Annotated in this window: 15 protein-coding genes; all 15 read left to right on the top strand. The window is 42.8% G+C overall.

What is annotated here, in order from left to right:
• Window positions 1-13 precede the first annotated feature (13 nt).
• The 15 genes from ACXAC1_RS03505 to ACXAC1_RS03435 all read left to right on the top strand — a co-directional run bounded on the left by ACXAC1_RS03505 (window position 14) and on the right by ACXAC1_RS03435 (window position 14,685).
• Window positions 14-1,189, top strand: a complete 1,176-nt coding sequence (locus ACXAC1_RS03505) for an NAD-dependent epimerase/dehydratase family protein (protein WP_475058806.1) — start codon at window positions 14-16, stop codon at window positions 1,187-1,189.
• A 5-nt stretch (window positions 1,190-1,194) separates the two neighbouring features.
• A complete protein-coding gene (locus ACXAC1_RS03500) occupies window positions 1,195-1,887 on the top strand; it encodes a nucleotidyltransferase family protein (protein WP_475058804.1) in 693 nt (230 codons plus the stop codon).
• An 18-nt stretch (window positions 1,888-1,905) separates the two neighbouring features.
• Window positions 1,906-2,919, top strand: a complete 1,014-nt coding sequence (locus ACXAC1_RS03495; protein WP_475058802.1) for a GDP-mannose 4,6-dehydratase — start codon at window positions 1,906-1,908, stop codon at window positions 2,917-2,919.
• 14 nt (window positions 2,920-2,933) lie between these two features.
• Window positions 2,934-3,863: a thiamine pyrophosphate-dependent dehydrogenase E1 component subunit alpha gene (locus ACXAC1_RS03490; protein WP_475058799.1), complete on the top strand. Its 930-nt coding sequence runs from the start codon at window positions 2,934-2,936 to the stop codon at window positions 3,861-3,863.
• Window positions 3,864-3,875: 12 nt separating this feature from the next.
• Entirely contained in the window at window positions 3,876-4,937 is a 1,062-nt protein-coding gene (locus ACXAC1_RS03485; RefSeq protein WP_475058797.1) for an alpha-ketoacid dehydrogenase subunit beta, read from the top strand.
• Window positions 4,937-5,875, top strand: coding sequence for a class I SAM-dependent methyltransferase (locus tag ACXAC1_RS03480; RefSeq protein ID WP_475058794.1), 939 nt, complete (start codon window positions 4,937-4,939; stop codon window positions 5,873-5,875). The genes ACXAC1_RS03485 and ACXAC1_RS03480 overlap by 1 nt, the downstream gene beginning before the upstream one ends.
• A gap of 102 nt (window positions 5,876-5,977) precedes the next feature.
• Window positions 5,978-6,820 carry a hypothetical protein gene (locus tag ACXAC1_RS03475; RefSeq protein WP_475058792.1) on the top strand — a complete coding sequence of 281 codons (843 nt, stop codon included), beginning with the start codon at window positions 5,978-5,980 and terminating at the stop codon, window positions 6,818-6,820.
• 4 nt (window positions 6,821-6,824) lie between these two features.
• A complete protein-coding gene (locus ACXAC1_RS03470) occupies window positions 6,825-7,550 on the top strand; it encodes an SDR family NAD(P)-dependent oxidoreductase (RefSeq protein ID WP_475058789.1) in 726 nt (241 codons plus the stop codon).
• 31 nt (window positions 7,551-7,581) lie between these two features.
• Window positions 7,582-8,295 (top strand): phytanoyl-CoA dioxygenase family protein, encoded by a 714-nt coding sequence (locus ACXAC1_RS03465; RefSeq protein ID WP_475058787.1) that lies wholly within the window; start codon window positions 7,582-7,584, stop codon window positions 8,293-8,295.
• Between the two features lie 9 nt (window positions 8,296-8,304).
• On the top strand, window positions 8,305-9,363 hold the full coding sequence (locus ACXAC1_RS03460) for an FkbM family methyltransferase (protein WP_475058785.1): 1,059 nt from the start codon (window positions 8,305-8,307) through the stop codon (window positions 9,361-9,363).
• An 8-nt stretch (window positions 9,364-9,371) separates the two neighbouring features.
• Entirely contained in the window at window positions 9,372-10,367 is a 996-nt protein-coding gene (locus ACXAC1_RS03455) for an NAD-dependent epimerase/dehydratase family protein (RefSeq protein WP_475058782.1), read from the top strand.
• Window positions 10,367-10,879 carry a dTDP-4-dehydrorhamnose 3,5-epimerase family protein gene (locus ACXAC1_RS03450; RefSeq protein ID WP_475058779.1) on the top strand — a complete coding sequence of 171 codons (513 nt, stop codon included), beginning with the start codon at window positions 10,367-10,369 and terminating at the stop codon, window positions 10,877-10,879. Before ACXAC1_RS03455 ends, ACXAC1_RS03450 begins: the two co-directional genes overlap by 1 nt.
• On the top strand, window positions 10,879-11,841 hold the full coding sequence (locus ACXAC1_RS03445) for an NAD-dependent epimerase/dehydratase family protein (RefSeq protein WP_475058777.1): 963 nt from the start codon (window positions 10,879-10,881) through the stop codon (window positions 11,839-11,841). The genes ACXAC1_RS03450 and ACXAC1_RS03445 overlap by 1 nt, the downstream gene beginning before the upstream one ends.
• On the top strand, window positions 11,828-12,820 hold the full coding sequence (locus tag ACXAC1_RS03440; RefSeq protein WP_475058775.1) for a GHMP family kinase ATP-binding protein: 993 nt from the start codon (window positions 11,828-11,830) through the stop codon (window positions 12,818-12,820). The genes ACXAC1_RS03445 and ACXAC1_RS03440 overlap by 14 nt, the downstream gene beginning before the upstream one ends.
• Window positions 12,817-14,685, top strand: a complete 1,869-nt coding sequence (locus ACXAC1_RS03435; RefSeq protein ID WP_475058772.1) for a glycosyltransferase family A protein — start codon at window positions 12,817-12,819, stop codon at window positions 14,683-14,685. Before ACXAC1_RS03440 ends, ACXAC1_RS03435 begins: the two co-directional genes overlap by 4 nt.
• Window positions 14,686-14,728: the final 43 nt, after the last annotated feature.

Genomic DNA, 14,728 nt, shown 5'->3' with positions numbered 1-14,728 from the left:
CAGTAGGTTAGGTATGAGTAAGAAAATAATAATATTAGGTGGTGATGGGTTTTGTGGATGGCCTACGGCGCTTCATTTATCTAATTGCGGACATGACATTCTCATCGTGGACAATTTTTCACGTCGACGCATTGATGAAGAATTGACGGCTGCTTCTTTAACCCCTATTGCGAGTTTGTCTGAGCGAATTGAGGCTTGGAAAAGAGTATCGGGTAAACACATCGACTTTTGCGAGTTAGATGTTGCTGTGGATTACGATCGCTTATTGGCGACACTGGAAGACTATAAGCCAGATGTCATTGTGCATTTTGCTGAGCAGCGTGCTGCACCCTATTCGATGAAGTCGTCTAAGCATAAACGCTACACCGTCAGTAACAACCTAAATGCTACTCACAATATTTGCTGTGCGATTGTAGAAAGTGGTCTGGATACCCATTTAGTGCATCTTGGTACCATGGGTGTATACGGCTACGGTACGGCGGGTATGAAAATTCCAGAAGGCTATTTAGATGTCAATGTCGAGACCGATGCTGGAACACAGCAAAAGCTGAAGATTCTCTACCCTGCGAATCCTGGTAGCGTTTATCACATGACCAAAACTCAGGATCAGCTGTTTTTCTTCTATTACAACAAAAACGATGCCATTCGAATTACGGATCTACATCAAGGCATTGTCTGGGGGACCCAAACCAAAGAAACCAAGCTGGCCCCAGAGTTAATCAATCGTTTTGATTACGATGGTGACTATGGCACGGTTTTGAACCGTTTTTTGATGCAAGCCGCGATTGGTTACCCTTTAACGGTTCATGGCACTGGTGGTCAAACACGTGCTTTTATCCATATTCAGGACACCGTCCGTTGTATTGAAATTGCGATTAATAATCCACCTGAGAAAGGTGAACCAGTCAAAATCTACAATCAGATGACGGAAACCCACCGTGTACGCGATCTGGCGAAAATGATCGCTGAGATGACGGATTCAGAAATAGACTTTGTGAAGAATCCAAGATTTGAGGCCGATGAAAACGATCTGCATGTTATGAACGATTGCTTCCTCAACGATGGTCTGAGCCCAACAACGCTTCAGGCAGGTCTAATGGAAGAGGTAATGGATATCGCCGGTAAATTTGCTGAGCGATGCGATACCTCTAAGATCCCCTGTGTTTCGAATTGGCACCAGTCCAAATGAGAGCCATGCAAAGCCCTCCTGATGTGGTAATCCTATGTGGTGGGCTCGGTACTCGTCTGCGTTCGGTGGTGAGTGATCGACCGAAGCCAATGGCTGATATTAAAGGAAAGCCATTTCTAGAAAACTTAATAACTCATCTTGTCAGTCAAGGTGTTCGACGTATCGTACTTTGTGCCGGCTACATGGGCGAATACATTCAAGCTTACTTTGCAAGCCAACCTTTTGAAGCAGAAATTCAGGTGGTGGTTGAACCATTTCCTCTGGGGACGGCAGGAGCAATCAAGCATGCTTTGCCTTTGATAAAAGGGGAATCGTTTATTGCCATTAATGGTGACTCATTTTGTCGCTATCAGCTGAATGAGTTAAGAGAAACACATAGACAAAATAATGCAACTGCGACCATTTATGCGACGTATGTAGACGAAGCGTCTAGGTTCGGTACGTTAAATTTAGCTGATCAAAAATGTGTTATTGAAGCTTTTAAAGAAAAGGGCTGTTCTACTGCGGGTTGGGTTAATGCTGGTGCTTACATGCTGAACAAAGAGCTTTTTGATGAGCTGCCACCTTTAAAAGCGTGTTCGTTGGAGCAGGATGTATTCCCCAACATTACCGGCGATCAGTTGGTGGCTTATCTAGGAAAAGAGCCCTTTATTGATATTGGTACCCCTGATGATTATCATCGTTTTAAACAACATTAATTTATAAGTGGTTGATTCGTGAATAAAAAACGAGTGCTTATTACAGGTATCACCGGAATGGTTGGCTCACACTTGGCCGATTACCTGCTTGAGAATACAGATTGGGATATTTATGGCATGTGCCGTTGGCGCAGCCCGCTCGACAATGTGTCGCATTTGCTTGAACGGGTAAATCGTAAAGATCGACTTTTCTTTCTGGATGGTGACCTAACTGATTACATTTCGTTAGTGCATGTCGTCAATCAGGCAAAACCCGATTATGTATTCCATTTGGCGGCGCAAAGTTACCCTAGCACAAGTTTTACGTCACCAATTCAAACCATGGATGTCAATATTTTGGGTACGGAGAGACTGCTTGAAGCGCTACGTTTAAGTGATTACGATCCTGTCATTCATATTTGCTCCTCATCTGAAGTGTTTGGTCGCGTGCCAAAAGAAAAGCTGCCGATTGATGAAGAATGCTCTTTCCACCCTGCGTCCCCTTATTCCATCTCAAAGATCGGCACAGATTTGATTGCTCGCTTTCATGCGGAAGCATACGGTCAAAAATGTATGTCGACACGCATGTTTACCCACACCGGGCCAAGACGTGGCGATGTGTTTGCTGAGTCTAGTTTTGCAAAGCAGATTGCCATGATCGAGGCCGGTTTAATGGCTCCGGTCGTTAAAACAGGTAATTTGCAATCTCTCAGAACATGGTCTGATGTGCGCGATGCGGTACGCGCCTACTTTATGTTGGTGACGGAAAACCCCATCCCCGGTGAGTATTACAACATCGGCGGTAGCTTCTCATGTTCTGTTGAGGACATGCTGCATCACCTTATTTCCTTATCAACTTGCAAGGACATTCAGGTAGAGCAGGAAGCCGCAAGATTACGACCATTAGATGCAGATTTACAACTGCCAAATACGGCTAAATTCCAAGCCCATACAGGTTGGCGTCCAGAAATACCGTTTGAGAAAACCATGGAAGACCTATTGAATTATTGGCGCGCTCGAATTGCTTCTGGCGCAGGCGTACTACAACGTTAAACGAAGAGACGATTATGACTAACTCCAACAACTACGAAGCGCTGTATCGCCAAGCTCTGTTAATTCGTCGAGTCGAAGAAGAAATTATTCGCCTGTATCCGAGTGATAAAGTGCAAAGCCCAGTGCATCTTTCCATTGGTCAGGAGGCGGTTGCCGTCGGCCTGTGCTCCCTACTGAAGCCAGAAGATCGAATGTTTGCCACCTATCGATCCCATGCATTCTACTTAGCGAAAGGTGGTGATCTGAATGCCATGATGGCCGAGTTGTTTGGCAAGATTGATGGCAGCTGTGGTGGTAAAGGGGGCTCAATGCACCTTGCTTATCCTCAAGTTGGCTTTATGGGGACATCTGCGGTGGTGGCCAGTGGTATTCCTAATGCGGTTGGCAACGCTTATGCGAATAAAATACTGGGCAAATCAGATCTGACGCTGAGTGTGTTTGGGGATGGTGCAACAGAAGAGGGGGTTTATCATGAGTCGTTGAACTTTGCCTCCCTACATCAGCTGCCGATCATCTTTATCTGTGAAAACAATCAGTTTGCCGTGCATACGCGCCTGCAAGCACGTCAAAGCTATGCCATCCGCGAACATGTGCAGAGTTATGGCATTGATACTTTCCACATCAAGGAAGGTTATGATTTCTGTGCAGTGCAAACGCAGTTTGCCCAGATACTGGAAAGCTACCGAGAAAACCCACGCCCGCTCTTTATTGAAATTGACACCTGTCGTTACATGGAGCACGTGGGGCCCGGTGAAGACTTTTATGGAGGTTACCGCGACGAAAGCGAGCAAGCAGAGTGGCGTGCTAACGACCCATTGCTAACGGACCTACAAACCTATGAGACGTTATTGCCGGCTGTCAATCAGTTGATTGAAGACAGCGTTGCGTTTGCTGAAGCCAGCCCATTTCCAACCATCACCGACCTATACCAAGACGTATACTAAAGGAGTGCGAACATGACTGAAGTAGTAACCTATCGTGAAGCGCTTGCTGAAAGTATGCACAACGCACTGGAACGTAACGATAACAGTGTGATTTTTGGCCAAGGTGTGGATGATTTTAAAGGCACTTTTGGCACAACCTTAGGCTTAGCAGAAAAGTTTGGTGCCCAGCGTGTGCAAGATGTGCCGATTATTGAAGAAGGCATTACCGGTATTTGTATGGGCGCAGCGATGAATGGCTTACGTCCTATTCATGTGCATATCCGTGCTGATTTTCTGTTTCTTGCTTTAAACCAAGTGCTGAACATGGCTGCCAAATACAAATATATGTTTGGTGGGCATCATGAAGTGCCAATTTTTATTCGTGCAGTCGTTGGCCGCAGTTGGGGGCAGGGGGCACAGCATTCACAAAGCCCGCAGTCGCTGCTCAGTCACTTTCCTGGGCTTAAGGTGATCATGCCATCCAGCTCACAGTCGATTTTAGAAAGTTATGATTACTTGCTAAACGACTATCACTCACCTGTGGTGTCCCTAGAGCATCGTTTGATGTATGACCTGAATTTTGATGTTGATCGAGCAGCATTGCGTAAAGGTGAGCAGAGCCTCCAGAGTTATGTTGCTCGTCAAGGTTCGGATATTACCATTGTTGCTACTTCAATCATGGTGCTAGAAGCCTTACGCGCTGCGAAACATTTAGAAGCCTTTGGTATACAGTGTGAAGTTATTGACCTGCATTGCACCTCTGATATTACGGAAGAAGTGGTATTAGCCAGTGTTGAGAAAACAGGTCGATTATTGGTCGCAGACACCAGCTGGTTAAAATTTGGTACCTGTGCTGAAGTGGCGCGACTGGTGTGTGAAAACATTCCACACCGTTTGAAAGCGCCAATGAAGTCTGTCGGTATGGTGTCAACACCTTGTCCAACGGCCAAAGCCCTTGAAGACCTCTATTACCCGAACCTGCAGACTCTGGTTAGCGATATCCTCGAAGTATTGGGAGAGTCTTCGTCCTCTATTCAGCTGCCCGATGAAAAGTCGATGGCAGATGTGTATAAGAAATTTAGAGGGCCATTCTGATGTTAGAACAGGCTGAAAAGGTCCTTACCGTTGATATGCTGGCGGATATGCTCGATGCTAACGATCAAGAGCGTGAGCAGCTAAAGATGCATATTGAGATGCCTTACTTATCCTACAAGGAATGCTCACCTGAACGACAACAAGCCATTATTTCTGAGATTGAGTCAGAGCTCAAAGAGAATAAATTTCGAGTATCTGGCAGTAATTGTAATGAGGTTTGGGAGAAAGGCTGGGGGGAAATACTCAATCGACTAGATGGGGAAGTTTATGATGTTGAGGATATTGTTTCGCCACAATACTTTGGAAAGTATAAGGAAATCAGGTTTCAAGGTAACTATATTGAACCCGTTCAGACAAACTTTGAATTTTTGCTAGATAAAGTTATTCGTAAATCTGTCTTTCTTCTTTATTTAAATAAGAATGAAAGCATTTTTGAGCTAGGTTGTGGTACTGCGAATAGTCTATTGATGCTTAGAAAAATGTACCCTAAATCTTCTCTTACAGGGCTGGATTGGGCAGAAGCTTCAGGAAAGATTGTTGAACGATTAAATAGATTTGGATATGAGCTTGCCTTTCAAAAGTTCAATATGCTTGATCTAAACGGGGCTGATAGCGTTAAGCTCAGTGATGGTCTGGTGTTTTCATTTCATGCACTTGAACAGCTTGGGTCGAATATTGAAAGTATATTAACTTATCTTGTTCGATCTGGTGCAAAGAGATTTGTTCATATGGAGCCTTTTATAGAGCTATATGATGATAGTCAATTTGATATCGTGGCAGAAAAATACCATATTAAACGTAACTATTTAAATTCCTATTTGAAATCTCTAGAAAAGTTAGAAAAAGAAGGCGCTTTAAAAATTCATAGAATAAGGCGGTTAGGATTTGGTAATCGATATCACGAAGCCTATAGCTTAGTGGTATGGGAAATTTTATAAAGCGTTGATGTTGTTTTTTGGTGTTTATATTTGGTTTTAAAGTGAAGCTATAGCTTATTTATTTTCTACTTTTCACTTCTGGCTGATGGGTTTTGGAGGATTATGTCTTATTTTATCGTTGAGTCTTTGGGGCGTACTGCAACTCAATGGATAGCATCTGCTTTTAGTGCGCATGGAGACTGTTGTGTTGCCCATGGTCCAACTGCATATGCCTATAAAGGAAATAAACTATCAGCAGAGGAATTGAAGAAGGAAAATATTTCTATTCATGAAGGAATGAATAGCTTCTACGATGATTTTGATATAGATAGATATTTTCAAGAGTTGAAGATGTCGAGCCCAGAAAGTAAGGTGTTTGGTAATATACACGGGTTTAAAGCTATAAAGTCAGCTGATTCTAAGGTTGGGTGTATAAAAGTAGCCAGTATAACAAGACATCCTGTAAATCGGATAGAATCTTTAGTGGCAAGAAATCTCTATGAAATGGGTTTTAATAAGAAATCTGCTGGTGCGCTTTATGAAAGTTTTAATGTAGAGTCTAAAGGAGAGATTTTTAATTCAATTCTATCAAAATATAATGTTGACTTCTCACTTCCAGAAAATTATCTGTTCTTCTTGAATGCTATCAAGCTTATTCAACATGATAAGTCCGATTATGTGATTGATAATGGAGTTGTGTTTCAGTTTGAACGTTTAACCTCTGATATCGAATATTTTATTTATTTCTTTAATTATGTTTGTAATGGTGATGCTTCATTTAATAATTATTTGATGAGTTTTTTTTATGACTCTGAGGTCGTTGATAAAAGGACAATAGGTTCTAGCTATGAGAAAGTTTCGAGATGGGAACCTTGGAAAAAGCACTTATTAAAAGAAGTTGTGAAAAGGAAAAATCTTGATAAATTTTATTCTGAAATGGGATACGACCTTTCTTTTTTAGGGTAGCTGTATGAAAAAAGTAGCTCTAGTTACTGGTGGTTCTGGCTTGATAGGAAGTGCTATTTGTTTGAAACTTGCACAAGATGGATTTTTTATCGCCCTGCATTATTCATCTAATGAGGAAATTGCTCAATCGGTTAAGTTCGATATAGAATCTATAGGCGGGAAATGTTCACTTTTTAAGTGTGATTTTTCTTCTCCAGAAAGCGTTGGTGATATGTTTAAAGATATCTTAACTTCTTTTAAGAGAGTCGATGTTTTAGTTAATAATGCGGGAGTCGATGGTGGGAGATATGATCTATTTAATACTTCGCTAGAGACTCAGCGTAAAGTAATGTCGATAAACTATTTCTCACCGGTAGAGTGTATCAAGTTTGCCTCTGAAATAATGAGAAAAAAATCTATATCTGGAGCGATTGTAAATATAACCTCTCAGGTTGCGACTTTTGGCGGATATCACCTGTCTCATTATGCTGCCTCCAAAGCTGCGTTAGTTGGACACTCTATCGGAACCGCAAAGCAGTTAATGAAAGACAACATTAGACTTAATAACGTTTCTCCAGGGGTGATCGAAAGCAATAAATTGACGGCTGACAAAGTTCAGTCATTGCTAAATGAGATCCCTGCAAACAGGCTTGCAACGACTGAAGATATAGCTAATGTGGTGTCATGGCTGGTATCTGAGAAAGCAGCTTATGTCTCAGGTACAACCATTCCGGTTACGGCCGCACGGTAAATAATTAGATTTTTATTTAAGGAGCTTGTGGATGGTGTCTTGCACGTCTTTCTTTGAAGATCAAGAAAAGGTGATGTTATATTACTTTGAAAATGGTTATCACATAGAGCCAGATGTATATAGTTCTGAAGAGTGTCAAGTTATACAATCCTATGCAGAGGAGCTATCTGCTATTAAAGCTGGTATTTACAGCCCTGTAATGATGCCCCATCGTGAAGATCCTCGGTTTTTAACTGTGATGGCGAACCCTAAGATAAAAACCATTATGGCTGCTTTTTTAAAGGGTGAAATATCTGGACTTCAAAGTCAGTACTTTACATCTGGGTATGGTACTAGAGGCTTTACCGCTCATCAGGACAACTATTTTGTGCAGTCTAAAAACGATGCGTTTGCTTCTGCTTGGTTAGCGTTAGAAGATACCAGCCCTGAAAACGGGGGATTGATCGCATACCCTAAGTCTCATGAGAAAGGGTTGCTTGAGGTGCGTGAAACCAATATTTTAAATGATAGCGCGCAGGATCCCAATGCCTATCGTATGGAGGTAGTTATTCCTGATAACTATGAGCCAATTTCTCTATCCATTCCTCAAGGCGCTGTATTATTTATTCATGGTTGTGTGGTACATGCTTCACACGACAATACCCTAGAAGGCTCAACAAGAAAGGTATTACTCAACACCTATCTTAGAAAGGGTGAGCCTTTTAGAGCTGGCCGGGATGCAAAACGAGTTGAAATCGAAATTTAGGCGGTGTACGTGAACCAAATTGCTAATCATGAGCTGTTTAAAAGCTCTTCACTTTATGAGGTATTTCATAAGAAGCCGCTATCCTTTGTGGATATTGGCGCTAGAGGGGGGGCTCATGAAGTCGTTGAGGCATTTGCGGAGTTAACGTCGGTAGTCGCTTTTGAGCCGGATAAGCAAGAATGTCAAAGACTATCCGAGCTGTCTACCGTTACGGACCCTTGGGCAAATTTTACGTTGCTCCCAGTTGCGTTATCAGACCAAATTGGTGAGCAGGATTTGCATCTCTTATCCGCTCCGACTAATCATTCGTTGAGAGCACCAAATACCCATTTAACTGCGCGATATAATATGGTTAAGTGGGTTGAACTTGGTAAGACGAAAGTACCATGCTCTACTCTGGATGCAGAGCAAGACGCTGGACGTTTGCCGGAGCCAGAGTTTATAAAAATTGACACACAGGGGACCGAGTTTGAGATTCTATCCTCCGCAGCGAAATCGCTATCATCCTCTGTCGTAGCGGTAGTGGCAGAAGTCTCTTTTGCTGAACTTTATAAAGGGCAAAAGCTCTTTTCAGAAATAGAAGCACTGTTAAGGCTGTTTGGTTTCCAGTTTTATGGCTTCAGTGGCATGTTTAACCGTTCGCAGCATCTTCTTGATAAAACAAAACACCCATCAAAAGAGCGGGCCTTTTATGCTGATGCGATCTTTTTCAAAGATCCTCTTGAAAATCCTACCGTTCTAAGCAGTTTCTCTGAACGTAATGCGCATGCTCTCTATATATGTGCAGTCTTGTTAGGCTATTACGATTTTGCACTGGAATTGGCGGAACAAACCTTTCTAACAGGTGAAATGTGTACCGAGGAAAGAGAGCGGCTTTACGAGTTGATCAGAAGCTTGTCTGTTAAAGACCCAGAGACTGAAATACAGAAACTTGAACAGCTACTGAGCGAAGTAAAAGCGAATCCTGATTTTGCCAATGCATTGATTGGACGTTTTATTGATCAAAGGCGTGAAGCCTGTGATTACCATGATGTGTTTAACACCTTGGCAACTCCTCCTTCAAAGTGAGTGATTTTATGGTTATTCCTGATTTTTCAAAATTTTCAAATAAAAACGTACTAGTCACCGGTGGAACCGGTTTGATTGGCCGCCAAGTTGTGAGCTTGTTGTGCGATGCCGGTGCTAAGGTCACCATCGCTTCTCTTGATCGTGTCATTGTTGATGAGCGCGCGGAACATGTTTACTGTGATTTGACTGATTTCCAGCAGTGTCTGCAGCAAACACAAGAGCGTGATTACGTCCTGCACTTAGCAGGTATTAAAGGCTCCATCGAAGTGACCAAGAAGTACCCTTCTAACTTCTTAGTGCCGTTTTTGATGTTCAATACCAATGTGCTTGAAGCATCCCGTCGTAACGGGGTTCAAAACCTTGTTTACACCAGCTCTATTGGTGCCTACTCCAGTGCTGAAGTCTTCAAAGAGTCAGAGGGTAATTTGGGGGAGCCAATGGATATGTATCCTGGCCACGCAAAGCGTATGGCTGAGTTACAAATCCAAGCCTACAAAGAGCAATACGGCTTAATGAATTACTCTGTGGTACGTCCATGTAATGTGTATGGCCCCGGAGATAACTTTGACCCTGAAAATGCCATGGTGATCCCCACGTTGATGCATCGTATTGCCAATGGTGAAGACCCTGTCGTTGTGTGGGGGGATGGCTCAGCAGTGCGAGATTTTGCTTACAGTCGTGATGTAGCGATTGGCATTTTGCAAACAGCTCTGAAAGGTACTGGCGATCATCCATTTATTAACTTAGGTAGCGGTATTGGTTACACCATTAAAGAACTAGTCGAAACGCTGGCATCCTTTATTGAGTTCAATTACCAGTTTGACACCTCTAAACCAAGTGGTTTCCCTAAGCGTGTGATGGACGTGTCGTTGGCAAAAGAATTGGTGGGTTATGAACACACGACAACACTCAAGCAAGGTCTACAGGAAACTTGGCAATGGTTCCAACAGAATCGTGACGAGTACAAGAACAAGAAGAACTACTTTGTCGATGGAGTCAACTAATGCAAGTTAAAGAAACCAGTTTACCGGGTGTAAAGTTGATCGAAGTAGATCGATTTGAAGACTTTCGTGGCACTTACATCGAATCTTTCAACAAAGAAGATTATGTTAAGCAGGGCATCGATATTGACTTTGTACAAGATGACTTCTCGATGTCTCGAAAACACGTACTTCGAGGTATCCACGGAGATCAAGAAACTTGGAAGCTAGTTAGCTGCATTTACGGTTCGTTTCGTTTAGTCGTGGTGAATTGTGATCCAGATAGCGAGTGGTTTGGAAAGTGGGAAGCGTTTGACTTATCTGAGACCAATTACCGCCAAGTGTTGATTCCACCAAAGTATGGTAATGCTCATCTTGTTCTGTCTGACCAAGCCATCTTTCATTATAAGCAAAGTACTTACTACAACCCGCATGGCCAGTTCACTTATCGATTTGATGACCCTCGTTTCAATATCTGGTGGCCAGTCAAAAATCCGATCCTTTCGCAACGTGATGATTTAGGGAAGCGAGTATAATGAATTTGCAAAATAGCAAAGTGCTAGTAGCTGGTGGTGCAGGTTTTTTAGGCACAAACTTAATCAAACGTTTACTTGCTGATGGCGCCCAAGTACGCGCAACCTTGCATAAAACGCCAGCTCAAATTGACGCTGAACAAGTGGATTGGGTGCAAGCGGATCTGACTCAGAAGGCCGATTGTTTAAAAGCCTGCGAAGGTATGGATGCCCTAGTCATCACGGCAGCTTACACTGCTGGTGCCATGGTGATTGAGAAGACACCATTGGCATTACTGACGCCTAACTTAATCCTAAATACTGTGCTTATGGAAGCTGCATACGAGTCTGGTATTAAGAAAGTGGTCTTTATCAGTAGTAATACGGTGTACCCAGTCTCGGATCAGGCTATGACAGAAGATGATCATACTGGCGAATATTTCCACAAATATCACATCGTTGCTTCGATGAAACACTTTTCTGAGCAGATTTGTGAAATGTACGCGAAGCATGTGAAGAGCCCAATGGATGTCACTGTTGTTCGACCAGGTAACATGTACGGTCCATACGATGATTTTGAATGGGAGAGTTCTCACGTCCTACCCGCTTTCATTCGCCGTGTGATCGAACGCCATGATCCGATTGCGGTCTGGGGCAATGGCGAAGACATCAAAGATTTCATCTATGTAGAAGATGTCGCTCGAGGGGTGTCAACGGTGCTTGAGCAATGTACTGGTTACAATGTCTATAACATCGCTGGCGGGCAGGGCTACTGCTTAAAAGACATCCTTAAGACGTTAGTTGACATCGATGGTTACAAAGATGCCAAGCTGGAGTTTGATGCAACCAAGCCGACCATGATCCCAATTCGTTTAATTGATGTGACGAAGGCACAGCAGGAGCTGGGCTTCACAGCTGAAACCAGTATGTCAGAAGGTTTGCAGAAAACCCTTGATTGGTACCGGAGTACACATGGTCATCACTAGGACTCCATTTCGTGTGTCCTTTTTTGGTGGAGGGACAGACTTTCCTGTTTTCTTTGATGAGTTTGGTGGAGCTGTCCTGAATACTTCGATTGATAAGTATTGCTACATAACGGCTCGATACTTACCTCCGTTCTTTGATCATAAGTATCGGGTGCGCTACACACAGCGAGAAGAAGCAAACACCATTGATGAGATTGATCACCCTTCGGTTCGCGCTTGTCTTCATCATGTTGATTTACCCTATGGTGTAGAAATCCTCCATACCAGTGACATTCCTGCCATGTCAGGTATCGGTTCGAGTTCGTCTTTTACCGTGGGACTTTTGAATGCTCTTTATACTCTAAAGGGAACGGACATGACTAAGTCTGAGTTGTGTATGGAAGCATTACATATAGAGCAGACTGTACTTAAAGAGAATGTTGGCTGTCAGGATCAGACTGTGGCCGCTCATGGCGGTTTAAACCACATACAGTTTCAGAAGGATCAAGCCCCCTTAGTGTCTCCTGTGTCCTTACCAAGGCATCGCCGGAAAGAGCTTGAATCACACTTGATGTTGTTTTTTACAGGCTTTTCTAGAATTTCATCGGATATTGCTAAAGAGCAGATTAAAGAAACGCCTAATAAACAAGTCGAATTAATCTCAATGCGTAAAATGGTATCTGACTCGTTAGATCTGTTGCTAAGTGATCGACCTATTGCGCAGTTTGGCGAAATGCTACACGAGTCATGGATGATTAAAAAAACGCTCACTTCTAGAATATCCAACCCTGAAATAGATGCTTTTTATGAAAAAGCACGACTGGCGGGAGCGATAGGTGGCAAATTGTGCGGTGCGGGTGCGGGTGGTTTTTTAATGATATTCGCTCATCCTCACTACCAGCCAGCAATTAAAAATGCGTTGTCTGATCTTCTATATGTTCCTTTTGCATTTGAAGATAAAGGCTCCCACATCATTTTCAACCAAAGAAATCAGTTATGAATAAATTAGCGATTTGTCTATTTGGTAGAAATGATGATTACATGCCTGATTTTATTTATCGGATGACCGTCACAATCAACTTCATTGCTGCTTCGTTGAAAAGAGTGGAGAAGCTAGATGATGTTGAGGTTGTGGTACTAGATTGGGGAAGTGAAGTCCCGTTATCAAAAGTCATTGATTTATCATTTGAAGCAAAGCGGATCACTCGATTTATATATGTGGCTGCAGAGCCAGCTGGTAAGATTCCTCTTTGCTCTGCTTTCAATCTAGTGGTGAAGAATGCCAAGGCAGAATATGTTTCCTTCTGTGGCGCCGATGCCTTAATTCCCAGTGCTTCATTTGACGCTATTTTTCGCGTCATTGACGGCAAAACCTCGATACAGGATCCACATCTAAAATACTTTAACTGTGGAAGACATGTTCTTCCGCATCAAGTCGTTGAGAGCCAACCTTCGGTTGCTGGCTGGGAAAGGTTTCTTCGCCTAAATTCTTGGCAGCTTGAAAAGCAACAAGCTTATGGCGGTTTTTTATACGGCAATGCTGGTTTTCTGTTATTCCATAGAAATATGATTGCCGAGGCTAAAGGTCTTAATGAACTCTTCAATAGTGGCTGGGGATGGAATGATATCGACCTGACAGTTAGGTTATTGCATAAATACCAGTGGCATGATTTAGCCCACGAAGGCTTTCTACTGTATGACATGGAGCACAGCCCGATTGATGGGGGGCGAGTGCAAGCCGTAAAACAAAAACCGCCTCACTACATTGCTACCACCATTTGTGAAAATGAAGAATGGGGACAGGTAGCGTATGCTACGGAAGAGCAGGCCAGCCAGTATCAACCAGATCTGGTTTTGTCTCATGAACCCTTCGTTCGACTTAAAATGAATGTGGATCAGGAGAGTGTTTATCGTGTGACGCAGTTTTTGATGGATTATCAAAAGCATATTAATTGGTGCGCTGTTTCAAATAGAGAAAAGAAGGCGCTTACTTATCTGTCAGCCTTTGCTAATCAGTCTAGAAAAAATGCCACATTGTTGGATGTGAATAGCATCCACGGCTTAAGTTCATTTTTCTTTGCTGTGCTTTACCCTTGGGGTGAAATCTATAGTGCAACGAACTGGGAACGCATTGACGACCGTTCTGGACCGCATGAATTTGCTAAAGTATTGGGTTCGCATTATATCGGCCATAAAGGCTACTTGAGTGTGCTAAGTGGCGTGACTCAAGATAGTTTAGACAGCTATTTTAGTGCAATAAGTGATGACTTGAGCTGTTTTGATATGATCGTTGTGCGCGACTTACCGAATGACCTAATAGACGTTAATTGTTTGATTCAGCGCTTATCTCCGGCTGGCATGATGCTTTTGCTACCAGAACAGAACATGGATAGAAGCACTTTTGAAAGTATTTTGGGCAGAAATGGACGACATGGTGTCTCCGTTCAAGAAGATGACTCGGGCTTTTTTGTTGTAACTAAGGAGCTAGATATTGATGACCATACGAGTGCTTCTTGCGATATTGAGGTGCCTTTGGCATTAGATCAAGCTGAATTGAATCAGTATTTCTCTCTTGCGGAATTTTGTGAGCGAGTTAAGAAACTCCCAATAGAGAAACGCATTTTATGGGGGCTAGGAACGGTAGGGAAAATTGTTTATGACCTTATCCCTACTCCTGTAGCTATTGTTGATAATGGTTTGTATGCCAAAGGAGAGGTTAGCTTTAACGGGGTGCCAATTATTCCATCTAGCCAAATTGGAGAGTATGAGGTTGACTCGATTCTAATTTCGGCAGTGAACCATTATGAAGCAATCTATGCAGAGGCAAGGCTCTATTCAACTAAAGTAGAGCGCATATTCTTTTAATGAATAGATTGCTAATCCGGTTTGAAGAGCGCTCCGATTGGAG

Source organism: Marinomonas sp. AWM4_232, assembly GCF_056158325.1.
Note: the sequence above shows the minus strand (reverse complement) of the source record. Positions and strands in the feature narration are given on the sequence as shown.